The sequence below is a fragment of the Exiguobacterium sp. s192 genome, assembly GCF_018618795.1.
Classification (GTDB): Bacteria; Bacillota; Bacilli; order Exiguobacteriales; family Exiguobacteriaceae; genus Exiguobacterium_A; species Exiguobacterium_A undae.
In genome coordinates, this window is the sequence record NZ_JACSMS010000002.1 from 169,147 (window position 1) to 194,794 (window position 25,648).

Sequence of the window (25,648 nt, forward strand, 5' to 3'; positions counted from 1 at the left end):
AAAGTTGCTAAAAGGGGAAAATGACATGAAAACAGAACAATTACTCGAACAAGCTAAACTTGCACGCGAAAAAGCGTATGTACCTTATTCCAAGTTCCAAGTCGGAGCTGCCTTACTGACGAAAGACGGACAAGTCTTCCACGGATGCAACATCGAAAATGCAGCGTATGGTCTTTGTAACTGTGCCGAGCGGACAGCGATTTTCTCTGCTTGGGCGCAAGACGCACGTGAATACGCAGCCATTGCTGTCGTAGCCGATACAGAAGGTCCGGTCGCACCATGTGGCCAGTGCCGCCAAGTTTTATTTGAAATGTGTGAAGCCGATATGCCGGTTTACTTGACGAACCTTACGGGAGACGTCACGGAAACAACGGTTGGTGCCCTCTTGCCAGGTGCATTCACGAAGGGAGATCTTCATGTTTAAAGAAGGATTTAAATCGGGATTCGTCTCGATCATCGGTCGTCCGAACGTCGGGAAATCGACATTCCTCAACCGCGTCATCGGGCAGAAAATTGCCATCATGTCGGATAAGCCGCAAACGACGCGGAATAAGATTCAAGGGGTTTATACGACGGAAGACCTGCAAACGATTTTTATTGATACACCGGGGATTCACAAACCAAAACATAAACTGGGCGATTTCATGATGAAGGTCGCAACCAATGCCTTACGGGAAGTCGATGCGATCCTCTTTATGATCAATGTGACGGAACCAAAAGGAAAAGGTGACGAGTTCATCATCGAGAAGCTGAAAGAACTGGATACACCCATCATCCTCGTCATGAACAAGGTGGATTTGATTCACCCGAATGACATTCCGCCCATCATCGAATCGTATCAAAATGAACTGAACTTTGCTGCGGTCGTTCCGATCTCGGCATTGCAAGGGAATAACGTGGAACCCCTTCTGCAAGAAATCGCTAAGATTCTTCCAGAAGGACCGATGTACTATCCGGCAGATCAAATTACTGATCACCCGGAACGGTTCATCATCTCGGAAATGATTCGGGAAAAAGTCCTGCAAAAGACGCGTGACGAAGTCCCGCACTCGATTGCTGTGGCGATTGATCAAATCAAGACACGGGAAGACGGCAACATGGTCGATATCCATGCAACGATCATGATTGAACGTGATTCACAAAAAGGGATCATCATCGGAAAACGCGGGGCGTTGCTGAAAGAAATCGGTTCAGAAGCCCGGACGGACATCGAGATGTTGCTTGGTACAAAAGTCTACTTGAACCTTTGGGTGAAGGTGCAGAAAGACTGGCGCAACAAAGCCGGCCAATTGCGCGAGCTCGGGTTCCGCGACGACGAGTATTAAACGATGATTGATAAGGCGGAAGGGCTTGTACTACGAACGGTCGTGTATGGTGAATCAAATAAGATCATTACGCTGTTGACACGTGAATATGGCAAGCTCGCCGTCATGGCCCGTGGTGCAAAAAAACCAGGAAGCCGGTTTAATGCAGCGAGTCAGCCGTTTATTCGAGCGGTCTACGTCTATCCGCGCTCACGTGGTCTCGGTCAACTGAAATCAGCAGACGTCATCACCGGTTATTCGAACATTCGCCAAGATGTTTTCCTGATGGCGTACGCCATGTATGTGTTGGAACTTGCCGATAAGGCGCTTGATGAGCGGGTGCCGCAACCGGCACTGTATGACTTGTTCGTTGATGGTCTAGAGGCGATGGACGAAGGACTTGATCCGGACGTCGTTTCTTTTATCATCGAGTTACGGTTATTACGGCATTTAGGGATTGCCCCGCACTTAAACGGCTGTACGATTTGCGGCAGTGCCGAAGCGCCGTTTGCCTTCTCATTGAACCATGGTGGATTGTTGTGTAAACGTCACCGGCACGAAGATGAGCATGCGGTATATTTAACAGAAGCGGTGGCTAAGATGTTATACGTCTTTTCTGTTTATGATTTTTCCCGAATTGGCAAGGTGGAAGTGAAGCCGGATACAAAACGATTGTTGCGGCAAATCATGGATGCCTATATGGAGCGGTACAGCGGACTCCGCCTTCGTTCGAAACGGGTTCTTGATCAATTACTCAATCTTGGAGACGATTGACAGACTAGTCGAACGTTCGGTAGAATAAGTGCGGAAGAACTAACTAAACGAACACGATGAGAAAAAGGAGTAACACCTGATGTTCAGTCAAGCGATTTCGGGATAGTGCGAGCCGGAAATGAAGCAGGTGTGAACGGCATTTTTGAGTGTTCTCGATCAAAGAGTGGCATGCTGAGTCATGCAAGTAGGGTGGAACCGCGGGCTTGTCTCGTCCCTATGTACAACCTTGTTGTACATAGGGACGTTTTTGCGTTCCCTCATAAATTTGGAGGTGGAAGTCTTGAAGATGACAGTACAAGAAATGATCTTAACACTGCAAAAGTTTTGGGCTGAACAAGGCTGCTTGACGATGCAGGCATATGATGTCGAAAAAGGTGCCGGGACGATGAACCCGATGACGTTTTTACGGAGCTTAGGACCAGAACCATGGAACGTCTGTTACACAGAACCATCCCGTCGCCCAGCTGACGGTCGTTACGGAGAAAACCCAAACCGTTTGTATCAACACCATCAGTTTCAAGTCATCATGAAACCGTCACCGGATAACATTCAGGAGCTTTATTTACAAAGCCTTGAACTGCTCGGAATCAATCCGCTGGAACACGACATTCGTTTTGTTGAAGACAACTGGGAGAATCCGACGTTCGGTGCGGCAGGTCTCGGTTGGGAAGTCTGGTTAAACGGAATGGAAATCACGCAGTTCACATATTTCCAACAAGTCGGCGGAATCGAGTGCAGCCCGATTGCCGTAGAAATCACATACGGCATCGAACGTCTTGCTTCCTACATTCAGGATGTCGAGAGTGTCTTTGACTTAGTCTGGACGGATGGATTCAAGTACGGTGATATCTTCTATCAACCGGAATTCGAACATTCGAAATACACGTTCGAAACATCGGATGTCGACCTGTTATTCACATTGTTTGACCAGTATGAGAAAGAAGCGAACCGGGCACTCGATGAGAATCTCGTGTTCCCAGCGTATGACTATATCTTAAAATGTTCGCATACCTTTAACCTGCTGGACGCAAAAGGGGCGATCTCGGTGACGGAACGGACTGGATTCATCCACCGTGTTCGGAATATGTCTCGCCGTTGCGCACAAAGTTTCATTGAAGAACGGGAACGGTTAGGCTTCCCGTTGATTAAATCGAAAGCAGGTGAATCGCATGCATGAACTATTACTTGAAATCGGTCTGGAAGAACTGCCAGCTCGTTTCGTTCTGCAATCGGAAACGCAGTTAAAAGAACGCGTCACGACGTTTTTGACGGAGGCACGAATTACATTCGAGAACATCGAATCGTTTTCAACACCACGTCGTCTGGCGGTTCTCGTGACGGGCATCTCTGAACGTCAAACGGATTTAGAAGAAACCCTGAAGGGACCGGCTAAACGGATTGCTCAAGATGCAGACGGAAACTGGACAAAAGCAGCTCAGGGATTTGCCCGCGGAAAAGGATTGACGACGGACGATTTATTCTTACAAGAAGAAAAAGGCGAGGAGTATATCTTCGCGGTACGTAAAGAGTCAGGACAAGAAACGGCGACACTCATGCCGGGACTGAAACAAATCGTTGAAGCGATGTCGTTCCCGAAAAACATGCGGTGGAGTACACAATCGTTACGGTACATGCGTCCAATTCGTTGGATGATTGCTTTACTGGATGATCAAGTCATTCCGTTTGAGGTCGCAGATGTCGCAACCGGACGGACATCACGCGGACACCGTTTCCTCGGACAAGACATTACGATTCTTCGTCCGAACGCCTACGTCGAGGCACTCGCGGCAGAACATGTCATCGTCAGTTATGACAAACGCCGGACGTTGATTGAAGAGCAAATCCACGCGTTGAGTGAACAAGAAGGATTCGAAGTACCGATCGATGCGTCACTGCTCGAAGAAGTCACGAATCTCGTCGAATACCCGACTGCTTTGTTCGGTGCTTTTGACGAGTCTTATCTTGAACTTCCGGAAGAAGTCCTGATCACAACGATGAAGGAACATCAACGGTATTTCCCGGTCAAGAAAAACGGCACGTTGTTACACTATTTCGTAACGGTCCGCAACGGAAACGCGCATCACATCGAGAACGTGGCCCGTGGAAACGAAAAAGTCATTCGGGCCCGCTTGGCGGATGCCCAGTTCTTCTACGAAGAAGATAAAAAGGCTGATATCGATGCGCAAGCAGCCCGTTTGGATAAAATCGTCTTCCATGAAAAGCTTGGCACGACGGGTGAAAAAGTGCGTCGTGTACGTGAGATGGCGTTGCAACTTGCCGACCGTTTTGGAGCAGAACCGGCGAAAGTGGAACGTGCCGGAACAATCTATAAATTTGACCTTGTCAGTCAGATGGTCTATGAGTTTACAGAATTGCAAGGGATGATGGGAGAGCGGTACGCCAACATGAAGGGGGAAGATGCAGAAGTTGCAGCATCGATCCGTGAACATTATCTGCCGCGTTTTGCCGGGGATGAGAGTCCAAGCACACCAACAGGTACCGTGCTGGCCGTGTTAGACAAACTCGACAGTGTCGCTGGATTCTTCGGCGTCGGGATGATTCCGAGCGGCTCGGCTGATCCATATGCTTTGCGTCGTCAAGCACAAGGAATCGTTCAGATTCTTTCAGACCGTCAGATTGACATGACCTTGTCGGAACTGATCGAATTCGTTGTTGCGGCACAACTAAAAGCAGGGCTTTATCAAGCGGATGCAGAACAAGTAAAGACAGCGATGGAAGAATTCTTTAATCAACGTCTGAAATTCCGATTATCAGAAAAAGGATATCGTCATGATGTCATCGAAGCAGCACTTGAACCGAAGTTGACGGTTGGAGCAAACGAAAAACGAGCGGCAATGCTTGAGCAAGCAACGCAACGTCCGACGTTTAAAAAGACGGTCGAACAGCTCAGTCGTGTGCTCAACATCTCGAAGAAAGCCGAGTCTGTGGTCGTCGTAAATCCAGCGCTCTTTGAAAATGAAGCGGAACGTGCCTTACACGAACAAATCGAACAGTTGATTCCACAAGTCGAAGCAGCTGTCGAAAAAGCGGATTATGAGCAGGCGATTCAAGTGCTTGAAGCAAGCGTTCCTGCAATCACTGCTTACTTTGACGGAACGATGATCATGGCGGAAGAGGAAGCAGTTCGGACGAATCGTCTCAGCGAGATGAAACGATTTGCGACAGCGATTGAAAAAGTCGCACGATTCAATGCCCTCACTTTAGTGTGAATAAAGGACGGATGAGCCGATGAAGTTAAATGAACGGCAGAAAAAAATACTCCAAATCGTTAAAGAGAATGGTCCGATCACAGGAGAGCAGATTGCATCTGAACTCTCCTTGACGCGGGCGACATTGCGTCCGGACTTATCGATTTTGACGATGACAGGAATGCTTGAGGCACGTCCACGCGTCGGTTATATGTACGTCGGTAAAAAAAATGCCTCGATGCTCCATGAAAAACTGGATACGTTGACCGTCGGCGAGTTCATGTCTTCCGCAAAAGTCATTCACGAAGGCATGACGGTGTATGATGCAATCGTCCATCTGTTTCTTGAAGATGTCGGTTCATTGTTTGTTGTCGGAAAAGATCATGCGCTCGTAGGAGTGCTGTCACGAAAGGACTTTTTGCGCGCCGCAATCGGCAACCAAGAACTCGATTCGTTGCCGGTCAATATCATCATGACCCGGATGCCGAATTTGACAGTCTGTGAGAAGACGGAAACGTTGATCGGAGCCGGGATGAAACTGATCGAAAAGCAGATTGATTCGATGCCGGTCGTCGAACAAGTGGATGGTGTCTTGAAGGTCGTCGGTCGGATGACGAAGACGAACATGACAAAAGTATTGGTCGCACTAGCACGAGATGAAGAACTTTAAGAGGGGGTTCGCAGATGAGACAACGTATTTATGTAGTCAGTGACTCGGTCGGGGAGACCTGTGAATTAGTCGTTCGGGCAGCGGCGATTCAGTTTCCGGAGCAGGCAATCGAAACCGTCCGGATTCCGTTTGTCGATGACGATCAAGTCATCTATGATCTGGTATTGCATGCGAAGGAAGAGCAGGCGACCATCGTCTACACGATCGTTCATGCCACACATCGCCGCCTTCTTGCTGAGACGGCGCAGGCTCATGATGTCAAGGCGATTGATCTGTTAGGTCCACTTTTGGATACGATGGAAGGACGTCTTGGCCTGCAACCAAAAGAAGAACCCGGTTTGATCTATCGATTGGATGAAGAATACTTCCGGAAAATCGAGGCCGTCGAATTTGCCGTGAAATACGATGACGGGCGTGATCCACGCGGCATCAAGCGGGCTGACATCGTATTGATCGGTGTCTCACGGACGTCGAAAACACCTCTTTCCCAATACTTGGCGTTAAAGCGTTACAAAGTAGCCAACGTCCCGCTTGTTCCTGAGTCGGTTCCGCCGGAAGAACTGTTTGATATCCCAAAAGAAAAGTGTTTTGGTTTATTGATTTCCCCGGAAAAGTTGATCGATATCCGGATGGAGCGTCTCCGTTCGCTGGGACTGAAGCCAGAAGCCGCATATGCACAAATCGATCGCATCAATCGTGAACTTGATTATGCGAAAAAACTGTACGAACGGATTGGGTGTCAAATCATCGATGTGACGAACAAAGCCGTTGAGGAAACAGCCAATTTGATCTTGACCGGAATTTCCGGCAAATCACATGACTAGTAAAGTCCTGTTTCGCGTAGTATACTAATCTAGCTGATTTGAGATGATGCAACTTTTCTAATGAAACGGAACGAGTATTCGTTCCGTTTCATTGCGGGTATATGTATATAAACGTTCGAAAGGAGAGGTGACCGATTGAAACGGCTTCCTGACGAATTGGTGGATCAAGTTCGACAAGCAACGGATATCGTTGAATTGATATCAGAACGTGTAGAATTAAAAAAACAAGGGAATCGTTATTCAGGGTTATGTCCTTTCCATTCTGAAAAATCCCCTTCTTTTTCTGTTTCTCCGGACAAAGGCATGTATTATTGTTTTGGTTGTGGAGCGGGGGGGAACGCCATTACCTTCGTTATGGAAACGGAAGGGATGAGTTTTCCGGAAGCGGTCGTCAAACTGGCGGATCGGACGGATATCAAGCTGCCGGAGTTTGAACGATCGGATCAAACCGAGTCCACGCCGGATCAAGAAAAAAAATATCGGATGCGTGAAGCGCACCGGATCGTGGCAGATTTATATCATGAAGTCATGTTACAGACGGCAGCAGGTGATAGCGGACGGGAATACCTCGAACAGCGGGGAATTCAAGAGTCGGCCATGCGAGAATTCAAGTTGGGATATGCACCTGATCAAGAACGGTTTACGGTGGATTCTTTAGCGCGAAGAAATTTTGATCTTGACGAGATGGTGGAAGCTGGGCTGATTTCTGTCGGACGGGATGGCGATTATCGCGATCGTTTTAACGGCAGAGTGGTTTTTCCGATTTCAGATCGTGATGGCACGATTATTGGATTCAGTGGACGTTCCATTGACGGGAGAGACCCGAAGTACGTCAACACGGCTGAAACACCGCTTTTTAATAAAAGTGAGCTGTTGTTTGGTTTTGCGCAGGCACGAGGTGCCATGCGTAAAAGTAAACAGGTCGTGTTGGTGGAAGGAAATTTAGATGTTGTACGTGTCGCTCAAGCGGGTATACCCTATACGGTAGCTTCTTTAGGAACGGCCTTAACTCCTGTTCATGCGCAAAATCTGGCACGGATCGTCGATGAAGTCATTGTATGTTATGACGGAGACAAAGCGGGACGCGCAGCGACATTAAAAGCACTACGCTTATTAGAAGACGTTGCGGTCGATTGTTCCGTAATTCGATTGCCGGATGGCGAAGATCCCGATTCTTTCATCGGGACCCAGTCAGAAGAAACCTTTCTTCGTCTGGTGGAACAAGAACGAATTTCAGGCCTTGAATTTAAATCTTTTTATTTTCGGCAAGGAAAAAATCTCCGATTAGAAGGAGAACGGGTTCGTTATATTGAAACTATGCTTGAGGAGATTGGTCGTACGACCAATCCGTTGTTACGTGATATCTATCTAGGGAAACTGGCGGAAGAGTTTCATTTGTCGAAAGAATCGTTATTGTCACAAGTTAAACCGTTGCCGACGCAACATGCTCAACCGAAACCAGAACGACGGCAAGAAACACAAACAGTCACTTCTTCTGCACAAGATCGAACATTTTCGAACTGGAAAAAAGCAGAACGTTTTTTACTGGCCTATATGATTCGGTCGGAGGAAGTGGGACTTGAAGTACGGGATCAATTGGGTGTTGAGTTCAATGATCCGGCGCATCAATTGATTGCAGGTAAACTATATGAATTTTACGGAACAGATACCCCAGCGGATCCGGACCGATTTCTAACGATGCTTCAGGATGCTTCACTTCAGCGAATCGTAGCGGATCTAGAGTTCATGCTAATGCCGGAATATGATCCGGATTTATTGAGTCACTATATTCGTTCTGTTCAAAACGAACGGCAACGACGGACGCTGGACGAAGAAAAGTCGCAGTTGAGTCAACAAACAGATATCCGCGCTCAAGCGGAACTAATGCAGGCGATCATCGAACGGAAACGGCGTTTGAAAGATCGGTGACCTGCTGCATGATGTGGAAGGAGTGTATGGTTCGATGGCAGAAAAAGCAAGATCAGAAGCTGAAATACTCCGTCTCGCGAAGGATGAACTAATCGCGCTCGGACACAAGAATGGTGAACTATCGCACCAAAAAATCGAGGACAAACTCAGTTCGTTCGAATCGATGGATGCGCAACAGTTCGAAGAATTTCTTCAATTGCTTGAAACAGAAGGCATCAAGGTCAATAACGATGGGACCGGTGACGACAAGGAAGAAGCCGATCTCAATGATTTATCCGTACCGCCGGGTGTCAAAATCAACGATCCGGTCCGGATGTACTTGAAAGAGATTGGTCGCGTCGACTTGTTGAATGCAGAAGATGAGGTCGAGCTCGCAAAACGGATCGAACAAAACGATGAAGAAGCTAAAAAACGTCTGGCTGAGGCGAACTTGCGTCTTGTCGTTTCGATTGCTAAACGGTATGTCGGTCGGGGGATGTTGTTCCTTGATTTGATTCAAGAAGGAAACATGGGACTGATCAAAGCAGTTGAAAAGTTTGATTATACAAAAGGATACAAATTCTCGACGTACGCCACGTGGTGGATTCGTCAGGCGATTACACGTGCCATTGCCGACCAAGCGCGGACGATCCGGATTCCGGTTCATATGGTCGAAACAATCAATAAATTGATTCGGGTCCAGCGTCAATTGTTGCAAGATTTAGGACGTGAGCCGACACCGGAAGAGATTTCAAAAGAGATGGAAATCACGCCGGAAAAAGTGCGTGAAATCCTCAAGATTGCACAAGAACCGGTCTCGCTTGAAACACCGATCGGAGAAGAGGATGATTCACACCTCGGTGATTTCATCGAAGACCAAGATGCGACGGCTCCTCAAGATGCCGCAGCCTATGAGTTGTTAAAAGAACAGTTGGAGGACGTACTCGATACGTTAACCGATCGGGAAGAAAACGTCTTGCGTCTCCGCTTCGGCTTGGATGACGGTCGGACGCGGACGCTTGAAGAAGTCGGGAAAGTATTTGGTGTCACCCGTGAGCGGATTCGTCAGATTGAAGCGAAAGCATTACGGAAATTGCGTCACCCGAGTCGTTCAAAACGCCTGAAAGATTTCCTCGATTAATTTTAAAGTGTGAAGAAAATATGAAATTTTAGTGAGAAGGGAGAAAAAGTTTTGTTTTTTTCTTCCTTCTCTGTTTTTTTTACAGTAGAATAGTAACGGGGAATACCATTCAGTCACCAACTTGGTTGGGTATAGAATATGGGGGGGAATCCAAATGCGTAATCCATTAGTACCGTTCGCAGCGATTGCGATCATCGCCATCATCGCCATGATTTCATTGTCATACTTTGGGGTCGATCAGGTAAAAGAAGCTGAAAAAGGTCCATCAACAGCTGAAATGAAGCCGGAAGATCTATTTGCATCAAAAGGATGTACAGGATGTCACGGTGGAAATCTTGAAGGTGGAGCAGGTCCGAACTTAACAAAAGTCGGCGCGAAGCTGAAAGAAGAAGAAATTAAAGAAATCGCAATCAACGGTAAAGGGCAAATGCCTGGCGGTCTTGCGAATGACGAAGAAGCCACTGTGTTAGCGAAATGGCTTGCTGAAAAGAAATAAGTCAATCAACATCCGTCTCTTCTCCGAGATGGGTGTTTTTTTGTGACGGTTTTAATGGGAACGACGGTTTCTTTTTCTCGCCAAGTCCGCTATTTTAAAAAGAGAGTGAATAGAGGAAGGATGAATCAGATGCAAACAAATGTCATACTTGATCAACGCTTAAAAAAAGTCGTGTCTTATATTCCACAAGGAGCGGTGCTGGCGGATATTGGATCCGATCATGCATTTGTCCCGTGTTATTGTCTGCAACAAAACCTCATCGAGAAGGCGATTGCCGGGGAAGTGAACGTCGGACCGATGGAAGCAGCCCAAGCACAGGTCGCGTTAGTTCAACTCGAGGACAAGATTGATGTCCGTCTCGGGAGTGGTCTGACCGTCTTGACGCCGGGGGAAGCAACGGCGATTACGATTGCCGGAATGGGCGGCACATTGATTGCGACGATTCTCGAAGAAGGAAAAGTCAATTTATCGGGAGAAGAACGATTGATTCTTCAACCAAACGTCGATGCGGTGGATGTCCGGAAATGGCTGCTCGCAAATGGATACGCCCTCTTGTCGGAAGCGATCGTCAAAGAAAATGAAAAAATCTATGAAATCCTGGTCGCCCAAAAAGGTGAGGAATCCGTATATGCGGATGATTCAGAGCAGCGGGAATGGGAATTGTACTTTGGTCCACAATTAATGCGTGAAAAAGCCCCTGCCTTTGTTGAAAAATGGCAAGCGGAACAACAAAAGCGCAAGTATATTTTAGAACAGATGCGTCAAGGGACGGAATCGGATCGGCTGCAGGAAAAAATCGTGAAAATCGAGCAGTTGATTCAGAAAATGGAAGAGGTGACACACTGATGGCAAACGGACAGCAAATCATCGAACAGTTCGAGTCGTTTGCCCCTAAAAAGTTTGCCTTTGAGGGGGATCCGATCGGCTTGCAGATTGGGACACTCAACAAGGACGTCAAACGTGTTCTGGTCACCCTGGATGTTTTGGAATCGGTCGTCGACGAAGCAATCGAAAAAAAGGTTGATTTGATCATCGCGCACCATCCGCCGATTTTTAGTAAGTTAGCCCAAGTCAATGACCAATCCGCGGCAGGGCGGATCGTCATGAAATGTATCAAACATGAGATTGCCGTTTATGCGGCCCATACGAATCTCGATGTGGCAGAAGGGGGCGTAAACGATTTGATGGCGGACGCCCTCGGTCTGACCGATACCCGTGTATTGGTTCCTTCTTTCGAGAATACGGTTTACAAACTCGCTGTCTTCGTTCCGGAAGAAGCCGTTGAACGGGTGTCTGATGCACTTGGACGAGCAGGAGCAGGGCATATCGGCGCATACAGCGACTGTCAGTTTCACAGTGCGGGGACAGGACAGTTCAAGGCAGCGACAGGAGCCAAACCATATGTCGGACAAACGGGTCAAATCGAGCGGGTTAATGAAGTCCGGATTGAAACCGTCGTCACGGAACTTAATCACAAGCAAGTCATTCGGGCAATGAAAAAGGTGCATCCGTATGAAGAGGTCGCGTATGATTTGATTCGCCAAGAAATTACGGCACCACCACTTGGTCTCGGACGGATTGGATCTCTTGAAGAAGCGATGCCGTTGAAAGCATTTGCCGAACACGTCCGGACAGCCTTCGCTGTTGAGAACTTACGTTTTGTCGGGGATGAAAACCGACTGGTCCGTAAGATTGCCGTATTAGGTGGGGATGGGAATAAATATATATCAACGGCTGCATTTGCGGGGGCTGATGTCTTGGTGACGGGAGATCTATATTTCCATGTCGCCCACGATGCAATGGCACTGGGGCTTGCTGTGATTGATCCGGGGCATCACGTCGAATCGGTCATGAAACAAGGAGTCGTGAATCTCCTGACAGAACGGTTTACGAAACAGAATATCCGCGGCGTAGAACTGATCGTGTCGACGACCAACACGAATCCGTTTCAATTCTTATAAAAAAACGATTCCCACCGGACTGGACGGTTGGGAATCGTTTCATTCTGGTTTAGAGAATTTTTACTTTCGGTAAAATCCGACGCAATTCAAGGAATGGTGTCTTATCATGTGTGCTGATATCAGTTGGATCATACTGCTGTAAGAAATCAATGACTTTTTTAGTGATTGGCGTTGGTGTTGAAGCACCAGATGTTACACCCACATGCTGAACCCCTTCGAGCCAAGATAAATCAAGTTCAGTCAAGTCACCAATCCGGTGAGCCGGCGTCTCAGCGATATCGAACGACACTTGCGCCAAACGGTTTGAGTTATTCGAACGCGGATCACCGACGACGATGACCAAATCACAATCACCGGCCTGTTCAGCGACGGCTTCCTGACGGACTTGTGTCGCATTACAAATTTCATTATGCACTTCGACGTGCGGATATTTTTCACGAACGTGTCCCATCAATGCTTGGACATCCCATTGGCTCATCGTCGTCTGATTGGTGACGATAATTTTTTTAGTTGCCAGATGGGCAGGCAACGCATCAATATCTTCGACTTTTTCGATGAGGTGGACGTGTTCAGGCGCAACCCCAACGGCTCCCTCCGGTTCAGGGTGACCATGTTTGCCGACATAGATGACTTCGTAATCGTCGGCGACGACAGTCCGAATCAAGTCGTGTGTCCGTGTAACATCAGGACAAGTCGCATCGACGACCGTCAAGTTTTTTTCGGCAGCTCGTGCATAAACTGCAGGAGAAATACCGTGAGCGGTGAAGATGACCGTACCTTCTTTAATCGTTTCCAATGCTTCAAGACGGTCCGGACCGTCAACGGTTAATACACCCATCCGTTCGAATTCACGTGTGACGTGAGCATTGTGGACAATCATACCCAAAATATGAATAGGTCGCGGTAAACTGTCATTCATTGCCGCTTGTTGAGCGAGTTTCATGGCATCCACGACACCGTAACAATATCCGCGAGGACTGATTTTTTTTACAAGCATAGTCTAGATTCTCCTTTAGTATAGAAAGAATGATTATTTAGAGTGTACCATTGATTGAAGGTGAATGAAAACAGAGGAGTCTGTTCGTACGTAAGAACATGATATACTAATTGGGTTGAAAATGAACGGGGAAGGGGGCGGAAAGATGGAGACGAAAAAGATGATGCGGTCCTATTTTTTCCAAATCACGGCTGTATTATTCATTCTTATTTGTCTTGTCATCTCGGCACTGGCCTTCACGGCGGATCGGGTAACGATTTCACGGGTAGAACAACAGACAGAAAAGCAGAGTGAAAAAAGTGTTGAGGTCTCGAGCAATGCCCTGCGTGACAGTGTGGGAAACCTGCACGAGAAAATCATGGGTCTTCAATTAAATGTCACCAATATGAACAATCTCGAACAAGCGATCCGGGACAGCAACTTACTGGATATCGATACCGGATTTAAAAGCTTCTTTTACTATGATCGTAAAACCGACAAAATCACTTGGTTCTCGAGTGAGGACCGGCGAATAAAGGACGGCGCGATCCGGGAAGATGATTCGTTCCTTCAAGCATTGACGAGTACGGATTTTCATATGAGTAAGCGTTATCCGTTAGAAAGTGATTACCTGACCTATATGTTCGTATCCGTTCGAAACGGCAATGAACGTGTCGGCGTATTCGGTGGCGGATTGAGTTTGATGAATTCAGTGGTCTTCCGAAATTCTCTGGAATCGTTTGATGATGATACGATGGCCTATCTTTTTAACAGCCAAGGCGAGCCGCTTGCCACTTCAAGAAACCTTGTGACCGATCAAGAAAGGCTGTTGAGCCAAAGTGTCGTCGATCGTGCCTTCCGAAGTACAAAGCCAAACGAAATTTTTAGTACAAACAAAGACATGTACTACTTTGCACAAGATTTAAAGGTAACCGACTGGAAAGTATTGGTTCGGACGCCGCGAAGCGTATTTTACGAACCCGTCTATACGACGCGTCAGCAATATTTGGTCATCGCCGCGTTGACCCTCGTCTTGAGTCTGATTGTCGGCTATTTGATGTCACGTCAATTGACGGCACCGTTACTTGAGTTAGTACAAAAGATTGAGAAAAGTACGACACCACAACCGATTACGCTGGAACGTTCCGGTTCGAACGAAGTCAAGACACTTGTCTCCGCCTATAATGAGTACGCACAGCGGATGGAGAACGCCCGGGTCGAACAGTTGAGCCAACAGCAAGTCATCTTACACCAAGAGAAGTTGGCATCGCTCGGACAACTGGCAGCCGGCATTGCCCACGAAATTCGAAATCCGTTGACACCGGTCAAGATGGCGTTGCAGCTTTTATCAGAGGACAAACAAAATAATCCGGATATGATGCATATCGCCTTATCGGAATTAGACCGGGCCAATCAATTAATTCAGACGATGCTTGATTTGTCGAAAAACGACAACGCGTCACTAGTGATGGGACAAGTCGACGTCAAAAAAATGATGGAGAAACTGACGTTCATTCTCGAGTCAAAATCACATCCGTATGAAGCAGATTGTAAAATCTATACACCGGCTCATATGCCGACGTTGTATGCTTCTGAAAACGGATTGTTGCAAGTCCTGTCGAACTGCATCGGGAATGCACTCGAAGCCGTTGAATCCAAAGGACCGGACGGAATTTGCCACGTTCATCTCCATGTGTATCCGGATCAATTCGTCTTCATCATCCAAGATAACGGAGTAGGGATGGATGCGGAACAAATCAGTCAAATCGGTCAAGCGTTCAAGACCTCGAAAATCAACGGAAACGGTCTTGGTCTGTTCATGTCGAGTCAAATCGTCTGGCAACATAATGGAAGACTCGAGGTCGACAGTAAAGTCGGCGTCGGGACGACCGTTCAACTGTTCTTCCCGAGACGGGAGGCACAGGAATGAGATTCAATAAATCCTGGTTGCTTGTGTTAATCATTTGGATCTCGTCCGTCTTGCTGATCTCGAACATGTTCGTCCAAAAAGAAGCGAGTCCAAAACGGGATGTCGTCGGTTTTACAATCGTCAACGATAAACATGAGTTTGCGCAGCGTCTCATCAACGCTTTCAAAGCGGAAGCAAAAGCGAATAAATATGAGGCGGTCGTAGCGACGTCACAAAATTCACGGATTAGTGAACGAGAACAAATCCGCGAATTCATTGAACTGCAGGTGGATGCGATTTTTATTACGACGTTAGATGATGTCTACATTGGTAGTGCAATCGAAGAAGCCAAAAGAGCGGGCATCCCGGTGTTTGCCATTGACCGGATGATTCGGTCGGATGCCGTCGTCAGTTCGATTACATCCAACAATCAAGTGATTGGTGAACAATTGGCCTCTTATATGAAAAACGAATTCATTAAGCGAACCGGTCAATCTACGGGAAAAATCATTGAAATCACAGGGACGGCGAATGTCTATACGACCAATGAACGCCACCGTGGGTTCTTGGAAGGAATCAAAAGTGAGCCGGGGTTGTCCATTGTGAATTCAGCCAGTGGAAACTACGATCCGGTCACATCCGAGCGTGTCATGCGTCAATTGATTGAATCCGGAATCGAGTTTGATGCGGTCTACTGTCACAATGACGATATTGCGATGGGAGTACTCGAAGCATTGAAAAAAGCAGAGATTTCCGGAAAAATAGTTGTCGGCATTGACGGGAATCGTGCTATATTAGAAGCTGTTGACATGAAATCGATGGACGCGACAGTCGTCCAGTCCGCTGAAGAGATGATGAAAGTTGCCTTCAGCGCGTTGAAGCTTCATACGAAAAACAAAAAAATTCCCGATCGTTTCTATACGTATTCATATTTGTATGACGGTAGTAGACCAATACCCATGTTGAACTGAAGAAATAGATGGTGAAGGCGGACGATTCGCCTTTAATTGTTAAAGAAAGAGAAAGGATGGTGACAAATATGAATGGATTTACCCATTTCGATTTGCACCCGTTCGTCGTCGAAGCACTCGAAGACGCACGTATTAAAAAACCAACCGATATTCAATCCCGGATCATTCCGGCAGCGCTCAAAGGGCGGGATATCATCGGACAATCACAAACCGGAACAGGAAAAACGTTATCGTTCCTTTTGCCGATCGTTCAAAACATCAACCCGGAATCACAAGAGATGCAAGCCATCATCGTTGCTCCGACACGTGAACTGGCTTGGCAGATTCACGAGGAGTTAAAGTCGATCCTCGTCAAACAACCGGACTATATCAAGACGAGTCTGATTACAGGTGGTATGGACCGCGAGCGTCAAATCGGACGTGTCAAAGTTTCGCCGCAAATCGTCATCGGAACACCGGGACGGATCTTGGATCTGTTTAAAGAACAAGCGTTGAAACCACACTTCGTCAAACATTACGTCATCGATGAAGCGGATCAGATGCTTGATATGGGATTCTTACCGGAAGTCGACCGGATTGCCCAAGCATTACCGGAGAAGTTACAGATGATGGTCTTCTCTGCGACGATTCCAGAAAAACTGCAACCGTTCTTGAAAAAGTATATGAACAATCCACGTTATGCCCATGTGGATCCGAAACAGCAGACCGCTAAGAAAATCGTCCATCACACAGTTCCTGTCAAACACCGGGATCGTTCGGATTTGGCGTTAAAACTGGCGAAAGCTCTTAACCCGTATATCTGTCTCGTTTTCACGAATACGAAAACAGAAGCAATCGAACTTGAAGCTCTCTTCTTGGAAGCGGGACTCAACGTCGGTTCACTTCACGGTGACCTGCCGGCCCGTCGTCGGAAACAAGCCATTAAAGAAATCAATGAAGCGAAATACCAGTATGTCATCGTAACGGATCTTGCGGCACGCGGAATTGATATCTCAGGCGTCTCACACGTCATCAACCATGGTATTCCAAAAGATCTTGACTTCTATGTCCACCGTGTCGGTCGGACCGGTCGTGTTGACCAAGATGGCTTGGCGTACACATTGTTCGAAGATCATGAGAATGGTTCGATCAACCGTCTTGAAGACCGTGGTATCGAATTTACGAACGTTGATGTCAAGAGTGGTCAAGTCAGCGAAGTGAAAGAACGTCGCCGTGCGAAACCACACATGAAGACCGCTGTTTCAAAAACAGCACACAGCCGTTTATCTGGGGAAGCAGCAAAAGCTAAAAAACGTGTTAAACCAGGTTACAAAAAGAAACACCAATACAAATTAAAAGAAACGGCGAAACGTGAACGCATTAAAGAACAACGCGGAATCGGTCGCGCCGAACGTAAAGCCAACGCAAGTAAATCAAAATAATTCATCCGCAACGTGTGTTGAGGATGATTCGTTTCAGCAAAGTTCACGAGAACATCGTGGGCTTTGTTTTTTTTTAGATGGCTAAAGGTTCTTGTTTTTTTCGGCATTTGGTACACTAAGAACAGAAGAAGGGTGGAATTTACAATGAAAATCGGTTCACATGTGTCACTTTCAGGGAAAAAGATGTTGCTTGGTGCAAGTGAAGAAGCAGCGTCCTATGGAGCAACGACCATGATGGTCTACACAGGTGCTCCTCAAAATACAAGACGAAAACCAATTTCTGATTTACGGATTCCGGAAGCTTTGTTACACATGGAAGCAAACGGAATTGAAGAAATCGTGGTGCATGCCCCTTACATCATCAATTTAGGGAATACGACAAAACCGGAAACGTTTGAGCTGGCAGTGTCGTTTTTGGCAGAAGAAATCCGTCGGGCAGAGGCACTTGAAAAAGCGAAACATATCGTTCTTCACCCGGGAGCCCACGTTGGTGCCGGCGAAGAGGTCGGAATCAAGCGAATCATCGAGGGTCTCAATGAAGTCTTGACTGGAGACGAACAGGTGAAGATTGCTCTCGAGACGATGGCCGGGAAAGGATCAGAAATCGGAAAAACATTTGAAGAGATTGCGGAAATCATTGCAGGCGTCACGCACAATGATCGTCTGTCCGTCTGTCTGGATACATGTCACGTCCATGACGCCGGATACGACTTGATTCATGACCTAGATGGTGTTCTTGAACGATTTGATCGAATCGTCGGGATCGATCGGTTAGGTGTCATTCATGTCAATGATTCCAAAAACGTGCGAGGTGCCAAAAAAGACCGTCACGAAAACATTGGTTTTGGTGAGATTGGATTTGATCCATTACATCGTATCGTCCATCACCAGGATTTGGCACACCTGCCTAAAATCCTTGAAACGCCGTATATCGGTCTGGATCCAAAAAAGAAAGTCGCACCGTACAAAGAAGAGATCATGATGCTGCGCTCGGGGAAATTTGATGCCGAGTGGCGTCTACCACTGATTGGTACATCCATCTAAACGGAAGAGGTGTCTGTCGCGTGTGTCATCTACTAATCGTCGAGGAATCTGAGTTTGCTTTACGTCAAGCAGTCGTTGCGTACTACGAAACAAAAGAACCCTTTTATTTACCGGCGGAATTGGCAGAGGGAGAAGATGTTTTTTTGGCGACTGCAGACGGTATCGTTGCATATGCGGAAGTGTTGTTTAGTGAATACACGACGCGTCCTGCTGATCCACATTGGCTGGTGGAGGCAGACGAACAAGAACGCACATATGCTTGTTTGGATTTGATTAGTGTTGATTTACGCCATCCGTTACTCGGATCCGGATTTCCTACTTTGAACATCAAGCCGGGCCAGACGGATCCGAAAACAAGGCAATGGTTGCTGGAAGCCTGGCAAGCAGGTCATTTCGAAACAGACGTGTCGACCGCCGAGGAAGCTAAAAAACGGCGGATTGAACGGTTTCGGGAACGGAATCATTTGGCGCCACTCATGGCGTCATGCGAAGCATGCGGAAGTACACAACGATCTGTCTTGGAATGGCACGAGGATAACGGACACTTTAAGACGCTTTGTCCTACCTGTCACCGTTTGGCACATCAAGCGTATCAGGAAATCCAAGATATTGCGGCGGTCTCGGATGATTGAAAGACGGATCAGATGAGAGGGAAGATCGAGTTTTTTGAAAAATTAAAGGAACAGTTAAAAAGCGTTTTTCTTCTCCGATGAGAGAAGAAAAACGCTTTTTATGTGGGACAAGTCGATGTTTAATGATTAAAACGGCCAACGGTCCGCGACGAATAAAAATACTTTCATCCCGAGGAAAACACCGAAAATCCCGACGATGGCCGGAAAAACAGGCGGGGCAGGGATCGGTAACTTAAGAGCAGTAAAGACGACACCACAGATGACACCGGCTAACAGTGATAATAAGATTTGTTGTAACATGAGGCCCAGTCCTTTCTTCATATAAAAAAACGCTTACACATTGATTATATGAAGATGTCTGACGTTAAACAACGATTATTTTTTGGAAGCGGTCGAATCAAATGTAATCTTTTCTTCCGGTCGTTCCATCGGGATCCATTTTTGATCAAGTGGAAGATCAAATGAAGGTTTTGCCTTTAATTTTCCGTTTGTGTAATGTTGGATTAATATTTGTGATTCACAAGCCTGTTTTCCTTTGGAGACGTAATGGTAGTCTCCGTTTTCATCTTGTTCCCGAGCTTTGACGTTGTCGGCCAGCGTCAGAGCCAAACAATCCTTGATGTAGTTTTTCTGATCTTCATCGATGATCGGGAAGAGAATCTCGATTCGTTTGCGCATATTACGGGTCATCCAGTCCGCGCTCGAACAGTAAATCAGCTCATCCCCATTATGATGGAAATAGAAGATGCGTGAATGCTCGAGGTAACGGTCGACGACAGAGGTGACACGGATATTTTCAGAAACACCTTTCACTTGTGGGCGAAGACAACAGACGCCGCGCACAATCAATTCAATCCGAACACCGGCACGTGAAGCCTGATACAGTTTTAAGATGATGTCTTTTTCCGTCAAGCTGTTCATCTTCGCCACGATTCGACCATTACCGTGTTTTTTATGGTACTTGATTTCGTCGTCAATCAAAGACAAAAATTTCTCGAGCATCGAGTTTGGGGACGTATGAAGCGCATTCCATTGCGGTTGTTCACCGTAGCCGGATAACCAGTTAAAGAAATTCGTGGCGTCTTCGGCAATCTGTTCACGTGCCGTCAACAATCCGATATCCGTATACAGTTTCGCGGTGGAGTCGTTGTAGTTACCGGTCCCAAGATGGACGAAGCGTTGAATCCGACCTTCCTGTAGGCGGACAATCAATGTGATCTTCGAGTGCGTTTTTAAATCACTGTAACCGTAAATGACGTGGGCGCCGACTTTTTCTAATTGTTTGGCCCACTCGATATTTTTCGCTTCATCAAAACGCGCCTTCAATTCGACAAGGACAGTGACCTGCTTTCCATTCTCAGCAGCCGTTTTCAACGCTTTGATGATCGGAGAATCACCCGAGACACGGTACAGTGTCTGTTTGATGGCGAGGACATTTGGATCATTGGCGGCTTGAACGATTAACCGGACGACCGGATCAAACGTATGGTACGGATGATGTAACAAATAATCCTGTTGCAGAATCTGATCAAACAGGTTTTTCGATTTTTCCAGTGCCGGCGGTTCGACCGGCATGATCGTCTGATAAATCAAATGATCGTACTCGACACCAATCTGACTGTAAAACGCAAAGGCAAACGTCAAATCGATTGGACCATCAACGGCGTAAATATCCCGGTCCTGTAAATCGAGGACGTCCCGCAGCATGTTGAGCAGATTCGTGTTGATGGCATTTTTCTGAATTTCAAGACGAATGCCGACACCCCAACGGCGTTTCTTTAATTCTTTTTCAATCAGTTTTAATAAATCATGTGTCCCTTCCTCGTGGAACGGCAAGTCTGCATTTCTTGTAATCCGAAACGGCATGGCGGACAAGACACGGTATCCTTTAAACAACGAATCAATAAAAGAAATGATCACATCTTCGAGTAAGATGACAGCCGTCGTTTCCTCGTCCTCGACCGGTAAATCCACGAAGCGCGGAAGAACGGCCGGAACTTGGACAAGTGCAAGATTTCGCTTGGACCCATCATCCGCTTCAAGAGCAGTGGCGATATTCAGTGACTTGGACGAGAGCATTGGGAAGGGGCGGTATGCATCGACGGCAACCGGTGTCAAAACCGGGAAAACCTGATCCCTGAAAAATGCTTTGACGTATTCGGCCTGCATCTCATTTAATTCTTCGTGTTTCAAAAAGGAGACACCTTCCGCCTTTAAGGCCTGGGTCACTTCTTTAAAAGCTTCGTACTGTTGTTCGACCAACTCTTTTGTTTTGGTGGCGATGGCACGAAGCTGCTGTTTCGGCGTCAGGTTTTGCTTATTTTCCGGTTTATTGAATCCGGCTAACACCTCATCCTTGAGTCCGCCGACGCGGACCATATAAAACTCGTCCAGGTTCGAGCTGAAGATGCCTAAAAACTTAAAGCGTTCCATTAGTGGATTTCGTTTATCTAGTACTTCGCCCAGTACACGTTCGTTAAATTGTAACCAGCTGATTTCTCGATTATTAAAATGTTCAGGGGAATCAATCTTCATGTAAGGGTACCTCCTTTATTTTCTAAAAGAATTGCACGATCAATGACGCGTTCGAGATGTTTTTTTTGTTTTTCCGCTTTTTCGACTTCAAATCCGTAATCATGGTCACCGGTGTCGAGAATGATCCGAATGCCCTTTTGATCTTTTGTCAATTCGAGTTCAACGCTGTCAACCGCACGTCGTTCCGTCACATCAAGTGCATCAGTCAGCTTGAGAATGGAACCGAGTAAATCAAACCGTTCGATTGACTTGTCCGTAAACCAATCCTTGAAAGGTTTCAAAAGTTGTTGCATCCGTTTTGAAGAAGAGTAGGAACTGACGAGTGCCAACGCCAGACGATCTTTATGCGTCATGCCTTTCAAGTCCGTATTCGTTAACAGATAAAACGTCTGATTCGACCGTGTATCCGGATTGATATATTGACCACAGTAGAGCAGGCGGCTGGCCGAATCAAGAAGACGAAGGTCTGCGGCCCGTTCCGGGATGATATCGAGCGTAATCAGCTGACGGTAAATCGATTTGGCGATTGTACCGAGGTAATTCGTCCGGTCACGATTGACTTTATAGTCACTCTCGAGTTGATACAGACTTTCCTCCCGGACATTTTCGATGCGGCGTTGGTTCTGATCATGCAAATCGTATTCATAGACAAGTCCTTCACGTAATCCATAATTACTCATCACGAACTGATCCGCCTCAATATGTACTGCCAGTTCATGAATCGCAATCAAAGCAGGTAAAAAGATATCGACCCGATCTTTTGAGAGTCCTTCGACTTTTAACAGATGTTTGGGCGCTTTATCGGCCAATTCGTCAATCAATTTTCCTAATTCTTTTGAGCGGACTTGATATTGATGAATCCCATGAAGCGGATAATCCAGCGTCGACTGATGAATCCGGACGAAGTTCCGTGCTGAACCACCGACACCGATCAACGGCAGTTTTTTATTTTTAAGCCATGGAATTTCGTCGAACTGCTCCCGCAAAAATTTGGTCAACTTTTTTTGTTCACCGGAAGTCATCGTTTCGCCGGACTGAAATTGTCGCGTCAGCGTGACAGCACCAAACGGGAAGCTGTGGTAAGCGACCATCTCCCGATTTTCGATTAAAGTCACTTCCATCGAACCACCGCCGATATCGACGGAATACCCGTCCGTCAAGAAGGTGGAATTGATGATGGCGAAATAGCCGTAATAGGCTTCCTGTTCATCAGAGAGGACACGCATCGTAAAGGGTGTTTCTTGTTCCACGGCATGGATGATTTCCTGACGGTTACTCGCATTCCGAATCGCAGCGGTCGCGACACAAATCGTTTCTTCGACATGGTGGGTTACACCGATTTCATAAAACCGTCGTAACGTCTCACATAACAGCCGAATACCGACTGTATCGAGTGCTCCATTTCCGTCGATATGAGCAGATAGCCGTGCGACGACTTTTACATTAATTTTTTCAATATAGCGACCGGAGTCGATGGGGTGGAAAATGACGTACCGGATCGAGTTGGATCCGATATCGATGACTGCTAATTCGTTTTTCAAAAGAAATCCGACTCCTTTCACTTCTCAGTCCATCTTTTCCCGAATTGACTGTTCTGGAAACGACAGCTTGTATCCTTTTATTGTACCTTGTGCATTCCACAAAAACCGTACCTTCACAAAAAAGTTACATCAGTTGCACCGGAATAGAGCGGGCGCTATAATAAGACAGTTGATAAGGCGTAATTATTCCGTTTTAAAACGAGACGGAAGGAGAGATTAGATATGACTGAACCAATTATCGAAATTAAACAACTGACATATGACTATCCGGATCGGCGTGTTTTAAATGAAGTGAGCTTTGAGGTCCAGCAAGGTCAGTTCCTGGCGATTGTCGGAGAAAATGGATCCGGAAAATCGACGTTGATCAAATGTATGCTTGGTTTACTCAAACCGAAGGGGACGATTCGACTGTTCGGGCAGGATCAAGCTGCATTCAGTGACTGGTGGCGGATCAGCTATGTTTCCCAAAAAGCAGCATCGTTTAACTCCGGATTTCCGGTGACGGTCGCAGAAGTCGTCGAGATGGGACTGTATGCGAAAAAAGGACTGTTTCGCCGTGTGACGAAGCAGGATCGGCAAAAGGTCAAGACCGCTCTTGAAACCGTCGGCATGTGGGATCGCCGGGATTCAAAGGTCGGTGATTTATCCGGTGGACAGCAACAACGTGTCTTCATCGCACGGGCGCTCGTCAATGATCCGGATTTGATGATCCTGGATGAGCCGACGGTCGGGGTGGATCAGCGGTATGTGAAGGAATTTTATGAAATTCTCGAAGAGTTACGGCGTGACAAAAAACGGACCTTCGTTCTTGTGACACATGATATTCACTTCGTCAGTAAGCTCGTGACGGATGTGATTCATTTGGTTGACGGACGACTCGGTTGTAACTGCGGCATCAAGGAATATTGGGAACTCGATGAACAGACGATTCGTTCGTTGTATCCTGTCCCGGGACGTGTCCTTGTCCACCAAGGGGAGGTTGTCCAGTGATTGAAGCATTCATGACATTGAAGTTTTTGCAGTACGCGCTTGTGGCCGCAGTATTAATTGGATTTACGGCGCCGTTGATCGGTTCATTTGTCGTCGTCCGCCGAATGAGTCTGATTGCGGATGCTTTGTCACACGTCACACTGGCTGGAATTGCACTCAGCCTGTTGATTTCAGGGATGGTCGCGAGTCTCGCGGACTTGAATCCCCTGTATCTCGGAATCGTGACGTCGGTCATCGCGGCATTAACAATTGACTGGCTTCGGGCAAAATATAAACACTTTCAAGAACTGGCGATTCCGATCATCATGGCGACCGGAATGGGGCTTGGAGCAATTTTCATCAGTCTCGCAAACGGTTTTTCGATGGATCTTGTCTCGTTTTTGTTTGGGACAGTCTCAGCGGTGACGCTGACGGATGTCTATACGATCTTCATCGTGACAGGCGTCGTCATTTTATTTGTCATCGCGTTTTATAAAGAGTTGCTCTTTTTATCGTTTGACGAGGAACAAGCCCGGGTTTCCGGGATTCGCCTGCGTCTGGTCCATATTTTATTCATGATTGTCGTTGCTCTGGTCATTGCGATCAGCATGCGTGTCGTCGGTATCTTACTCGTTTCAAGTCTGATTACGTTGCCTGTAGCGGCAGCCCTTCGGTTCGCCAAAAGCTTTAAAGCGACGATCTTTTATGCAATCGTTTTTGGAGAAGTGGCGACGATTGCCGGTTTGATTCTTGCATATCAGTTTGATTTGGCACCAGGCGGCATGATTGTCATGTTGGCGGTGATGGAACTGATTGTCGTTATGATCATCGAGCGGTTTTGGATGGGAGGAAAAACGCATGAAAAAAAACATCGAACAAGCGCGTGACCGGATGAAGGCATTCGGGTTTAAAATGACGCCAAAACGTCTGGATTTGCTGGCATATCTCTTTGAAGCCAACCGGTATGTCAGCGCACGGGAAGTGGCAGAGGAATTGCGATTGTCACACCCGTCACTCAGCTACGATACGATTTATCGGAACTTAAACGATTTTGCGGAAATCGAGATTTTAGAGACAACGGAATTGGATGGAGAAATGAAGTACCGGGCAGCGTGTCAATCGGGACATCATCACCACCATCTGATTTGCCGGACATGTGGAAAAACAGAAACATTGGACGCCTGTCCGATGCAATGGGTGGCTCCGATTAAAGATTCGGGCTTCGAAGTCGAAGATCATAAATTTGAAATCTACGGCCGTTGTGCAGCCTGTCAAAAATAATTAAGGTGATGTTGGAAAGTCCTTTGGTCGTTCAAAGGGCTTTTTTTGCTTGAAACCAGTTAAAAGGGGAATAAGACGAACA

The 25,648-nt window shown here is 46.8% G+C and carries 24 protein-coding genes; 20 read left to right on the plus strand and 4 right to left on the minus strand.

Annotated features, from left to right (window positions below; all coding sequences use genetic code 11):
- The first annotated feature begins 25 nt into the window (after nt 1-25).
- The 12 genes from KNP87_RS05790 to KNP87_RS05845 all read left to right on the plus strand — a co-directional run bounded on the left by KNP87_RS05790 (nt 26) and on the right by KNP87_RS05845 (nt 12,287).
- Complete coding sequence (locus KNP87_RS05790; RefSeq protein ID WP_026833633.1) at nt 26-424, plus strand: cytidine deaminase; 399 nt, start codon at nt 26-28, stop codon at nt 422-424.
- Nucleotides 417-1,325 (plus strand): GTPase Era, encoded by a 909-nt coding sequence (gene era, locus KNP87_RS05795; protein ID WP_026833632.1) that lies wholly within the window; start codon nt 417-419, stop codon nt 1,323-1,325. Before KNP87_RS05790 ends, era begins: the two co-directional genes overlap by 8 nt.
- A gap of 3 nt (nt 1,326-1,328) precedes the next feature.
- The gene (recO, locus tag KNP87_RS05800; protein ID WP_214721111.1) at nt 1,329-2,078 is read left to right on the plus strand and encodes a DNA repair protein RecO; all 750 of its coding nucleotides are present in this window, start codon (nt 1,329-1,331) and stop codon (nt 2,076-2,078) included.
- Between the two features lie 286 nt (nt 2,079-2,364).
- Nucleotides 2,365-3,255, plus strand: a complete 891-nt coding sequence (gene glyQ, locus KNP87_RS05805; RefSeq protein ID WP_026833630.1) for a glycine--tRNA ligase subunit alpha — start codon at nt 2,365-2,367, stop codon at nt 3,253-3,255.
- Nucleotides 3,248-5,308, plus strand: coding sequence for a glycine--tRNA ligase subunit beta (glyS, locus tag KNP87_RS05810; RefSeq protein WP_214721112.1), 2,061 nt, complete (start codon nt 3,248-3,250; stop codon nt 5,306-5,308). The genes glyQ and glyS overlap by 8 nt, the downstream gene beginning before the upstream one ends.
- A 19-nt stretch (nt 5,309-5,327) precedes the next feature.
- On the plus strand, nt 5,328-5,957 hold the full coding sequence (gene ccpN, locus KNP87_RS05815) for a transcriptional regulator CcpN (RefSeq protein WP_026833628.1): 630 nt from the start codon (nt 5,328-5,330) through the stop codon (nt 5,955-5,957).
- A gap of 14 nt (nt 5,958-5,971) precedes the next feature.
- A complete protein-coding gene (locus tag KNP87_RS05820; protein WP_026833627.1) occupies nt 5,972-6,781 on the plus strand; it encodes a pyruvate, water dikinase regulatory protein in 810 nt (269 codons plus the stop codon).
- 135 nt (nt 6,782-6,916) lie between these two features.
- Nucleotides 6,917-8,710, plus strand: coding sequence for a DNA primase (dnaG, locus tag KNP87_RS05825; protein ID WP_028106794.1), 1,794 nt, complete (start codon nt 6,917-6,919; stop codon nt 8,708-8,710).
- 34 nt (nt 8,711-8,744) lie between these two features.
- A complete protein-coding gene (rpoD, locus tag KNP87_RS05830) occupies nt 8,745-9,830 on the plus strand; it encodes an RNA polymerase sigma factor RpoD (protein ID WP_012369736.1) in 1,086 nt (361 codons plus the stop codon).
- A gap of 154 nt (nt 9,831-9,984) precedes the next feature.
- The gene (cccA, locus tag KNP87_RS05835; RefSeq protein WP_026833625.1) at nt 9,985-10,326 is read left to right on the plus strand and encodes a cytochrome c550; all 342 of its coding nucleotides are present in this window, start codon (nt 9,985-9,987) and stop codon (nt 10,324-10,326) included.
- A gap of 129 nt (nt 10,327-10,455) precedes the next feature.
- Nucleotides 10,456-11,172, plus strand: a complete 717-nt coding sequence (locus KNP87_RS05840) for a tRNA (adenine(22)-N(1))-methyltransferase (protein WP_214721113.1) — start codon at nt 10,456-10,458, stop codon at nt 11,170-11,172.
- Nucleotides 11,172-12,287 carry a Nif3-like dinuclear metal center hexameric protein gene (locus tag KNP87_RS05845; protein WP_214721114.1) on the plus strand — a complete coding sequence of 372 codons (1,116 nt, stop codon included), beginning with the start codon at nt 11,172-11,174 and terminating at the stop codon, nt 12,285-12,287. The genes KNP87_RS05840 and KNP87_RS05845 overlap by 1 nt, the downstream gene beginning before the upstream one ends.
- Before the next feature lie 49 nt (nt 12,288-12,336).
- Here KNP87_RS05845 and KNP87_RS05850 read toward each other — a convergent pair whose 3' ends face one another.
- A complete protein-coding gene (locus KNP87_RS05850) occupies nt 12,337-13,284 on the minus strand; it encodes a 4-hydroxy-3-methylbut-2-enyl diphosphate reductase (RefSeq protein WP_214721115.1) in 948 nt (315 codons plus the stop codon).
- A 145-nt stretch (nt 13,285-13,429) separates the two neighbouring features.
- On the opposite strand from KNP87_RS05850, the gene KNP87_RS05855 reads away from it, so the two are divergent.
- The 5 genes from KNP87_RS05855 to KNP87_RS05875 all read left to right on the plus strand — a co-directional run bounded on the left by KNP87_RS05855 (nt 13,430) and on the right by KNP87_RS05875 (nt 19,240).
- Entirely contained in the window at nt 13,430-15,193 is a 1,764-nt protein-coding gene (locus KNP87_RS05855; RefSeq protein ID WP_028106791.1) for a sensor histidine kinase, read from the plus strand.
- Complete coding sequence (locus KNP87_RS05860) at nt 15,190-16,143, plus strand: sugar ABC transporter substrate-binding protein (protein ID WP_214721116.1); 954 nt, start codon at nt 15,190-15,192, stop codon at nt 16,141-16,143. The genes KNP87_RS05855 and KNP87_RS05860 overlap by 4 nt, the downstream gene beginning before the upstream one ends.
- A gap of 68 nt (nt 16,144-16,211) precedes the next feature.
- Entirely contained in the window at nt 16,212-17,564 is a 1,353-nt protein-coding gene (locus KNP87_RS05865; RefSeq protein WP_026833619.1) for a DEAD/DEAH box helicase, read from the plus strand.
- Nucleotides 17,565-17,708: 144 nt separating this feature from the next.
- The gene (locus tag KNP87_RS05870) at nt 17,709-18,608 is read left to right on the plus strand and encodes a deoxyribonuclease IV (protein ID WP_214721117.1); all 900 of its coding nucleotides are present in this window, start codon (nt 17,709-17,711) and stop codon (nt 18,606-18,608) included.
- Nucleotides 18,609-18,628: 20 nt separating this feature from the next.
- Nucleotides 18,629-19,240, plus strand: coding sequence for a hypothetical protein (locus KNP87_RS05875; RefSeq protein WP_214721118.1), 612 nt, complete (start codon nt 18,629-18,631; stop codon nt 19,238-19,240).
- 126 nt (nt 19,241-19,366) lie between these two features.
- Here the strand turns inward: KNP87_RS05875 and KNP87_RS05880 are convergent, their stop codons facing one another.
- From KNP87_RS05880 to KNP87_RS05890, 3 genes are all read right to left on the minus strand, one after another.
- Nucleotides 19,367-19,540, minus strand: coding sequence for a XapX domain-containing protein (locus KNP87_RS05880; RefSeq protein ID WP_035387657.1), 174 nt, complete (start codon nt 19,538-19,540; stop codon nt 19,367-19,369).
- A gap of 75 nt (nt 19,541-19,615) precedes the next feature.
- Nucleotides 19,616-21,775 carry an RNA degradosome polyphosphate kinase gene (locus KNP87_RS05885; protein WP_214721119.1) on the minus strand — a complete coding sequence of 720 codons (2,160 nt, stop codon included), beginning with the start codon at nt 21,773-21,775 and terminating at the stop codon, nt 19,616-19,618.
- The gene (locus tag KNP87_RS05890; RefSeq protein WP_214721120.1) at nt 21,772-23,316 is read right to left on the minus strand and encodes a Ppx/GppA family phosphatase; all 1,545 of its coding nucleotides are present in this window, start codon (nt 23,314-23,316) and stop codon (nt 21,772-21,774) included. The genes KNP87_RS05885 and KNP87_RS05890 overlap by 4 nt, the downstream gene beginning before the upstream one ends.
- Before the next feature lie 222 nt (nt 23,317-23,538).
- Here KNP87_RS05890 and KNP87_RS05895 point away from each other — a divergent pair, with 222 nt between their 5' ends.
- Genes KNP87_RS05895 through KNP87_RS05905 form a run of 3 tightly spaced genes read left to right on the plus strand, consistent with a single transcriptional unit; the run spans nt 23,539 to nt 25,566 of the window.
- The gene (locus KNP87_RS05895) at nt 23,539-24,306 is read left to right on the plus strand and encodes a metal ABC transporter ATP-binding protein (RefSeq protein WP_026833614.1); all 768 of its coding nucleotides are present in this window, start codon (nt 23,539-23,541) and stop codon (nt 24,304-24,306) included.
- Nucleotides 24,303-25,172 (plus strand): metal ABC transporter permease, encoded by an 870-nt coding sequence (locus KNP87_RS05900; protein WP_026833613.1) that lies wholly within the window; start codon nt 24,303-24,305, stop codon nt 25,170-25,172. Before KNP87_RS05895 ends, KNP87_RS05900 begins: the two co-directional genes overlap by 4 nt.
- Nucleotides 25,144-25,566 carry a Fur family transcriptional regulator gene (locus KNP87_RS05905; RefSeq protein ID WP_214721121.1) on the plus strand — a complete coding sequence of 141 codons (423 nt, stop codon included), beginning with the start codon at nt 25,144-25,146 and terminating at the stop codon, nt 25,564-25,566. The genes KNP87_RS05900 and KNP87_RS05905 overlap by 29 nt, the downstream gene beginning before the upstream one ends.
- Nucleotides 25,567-25,648 lie beyond the last annotated feature (82 nt).

Coding starts and splice junctions, on each gene's coding strand:
- glyS (WP_214721112.1), top strand. CDS start 3,248: ATGCATGAACTATTACTTGAAATCGGTCTGGAAGAACTGCCAGCTCGT.
- KNP87_RS05880 (WP_035387657.1), bottom strand. CDS start 19,540: ATGTTACAACAAATCTTATTATCACTGTTAGCCGGTGTCATCTGTGGT.
- ccpN (WP_026833628.1), top strand. CDS start 5,328: ATGAAGTTAAATGAACGGCAGAAAAAAATACTCCAAATCGTTAAAGAG.
- rpoD (WP_012369736.1), top strand. CDS start 8,745: ATGGCAGAAAAAGCAAGATCAGAAGCTGAAATACTCCGTCTCGCGAAG.
- KNP87_RS05895 (WP_026833614.1), top strand. CDS start 23,539: ATGACTGAACCAATTATCGAAATTAAACAACTGACATATGACTATCCG.
- KNP87_RS05850 (WP_214721115.1), bottom strand. CDS start 13,284: ATGCTTGTAAAAAAAATCAGTCCTCGCGGATATTGTTACGGTGTCGTG.
- KNP87_RS05865 (WP_026833619.1), top strand. CDS start 16,212: ATGAATGGATTTACCCATTTCGATTTGCACCCGTTCGTCGTCGAAGCA.
- cccA (WP_026833625.1), top strand. CDS start 9,985: ATGCGTAATCCATTAGTACCGTTCGCAGCGATTGCGATCATCGCCATC.
- KNP87_RS05855 (WP_028106791.1), top strand. CDS start 13,430: ATGGAGACGAAAAAGATGATGCGGTCCTATTTTTTCCAAATCACGGCT.
- KNP87_RS05870 (WP_214721117.1), top strand. CDS start 17,709: ATGAAAATCGGTTCACATGTGTCACTTTCAGGGAAAAAGATGTTGCTT.
- era (WP_026833632.1), top strand. CDS start 417: ATGTTTAAAGAAGGATTTAAATCGGGATTCGTCTCGATCATCGGTCGT.
- KNP87_RS05905 (WP_214721121.1), top strand. CDS start 25,144: ATGAAAAAAAACATCGAACAAGCGCGTGACCGGATGAAGGCATTCGGG.
- KNP87_RS05885 (WP_214721119.1), bottom strand. CDS start 21,775: ATGAAGATTGATTCCCCTGAACATTTTAATAATCGAGAAATCAGCTGG.
- KNP87_RS05860 (WP_214721116.1), top strand. CDS start 15,190: ATGAGATTCAATAAATCCTGGTTGCTTGTGTTAATCATTTGGATCTCG.
- KNP87_RS05845 (WP_214721114.1), top strand. CDS start 11,172: ATGGCAAACGGACAGCAAATCATCGAACAGTTCGAGTCGTTTGCCCCT.
- recO (WP_214721111.1), top strand. CDS start 1,329: ATGATTGATAAGGCGGAAGGGCTTGTACTACGAACGGTCGTGTATGGT.
- KNP87_RS05790 (WP_026833633.1), top strand. CDS start 26: ATGAAAACAGAACAATTACTCGAACAAGCTAAACTTGCACGCGAAAAA.
- KNP87_RS05820 (WP_026833627.1), top strand. CDS start 5,972: ATGAGACAACGTATTTATGTAGTCAGTGACTCGGTCGGGGAGACCTGT.
- KNP87_RS05840 (WP_214721113.1), top strand. CDS start 10,456: ATGCAAACAAATGTCATACTTGATCAACGCTTAAAAAAAGTCGTGTCT.
- glyQ (WP_026833630.1), top strand. CDS start 2,365: ATGACAGTACAAGAAATGATCTTAACACTGCAAAAGTTTTGGGCTGAA.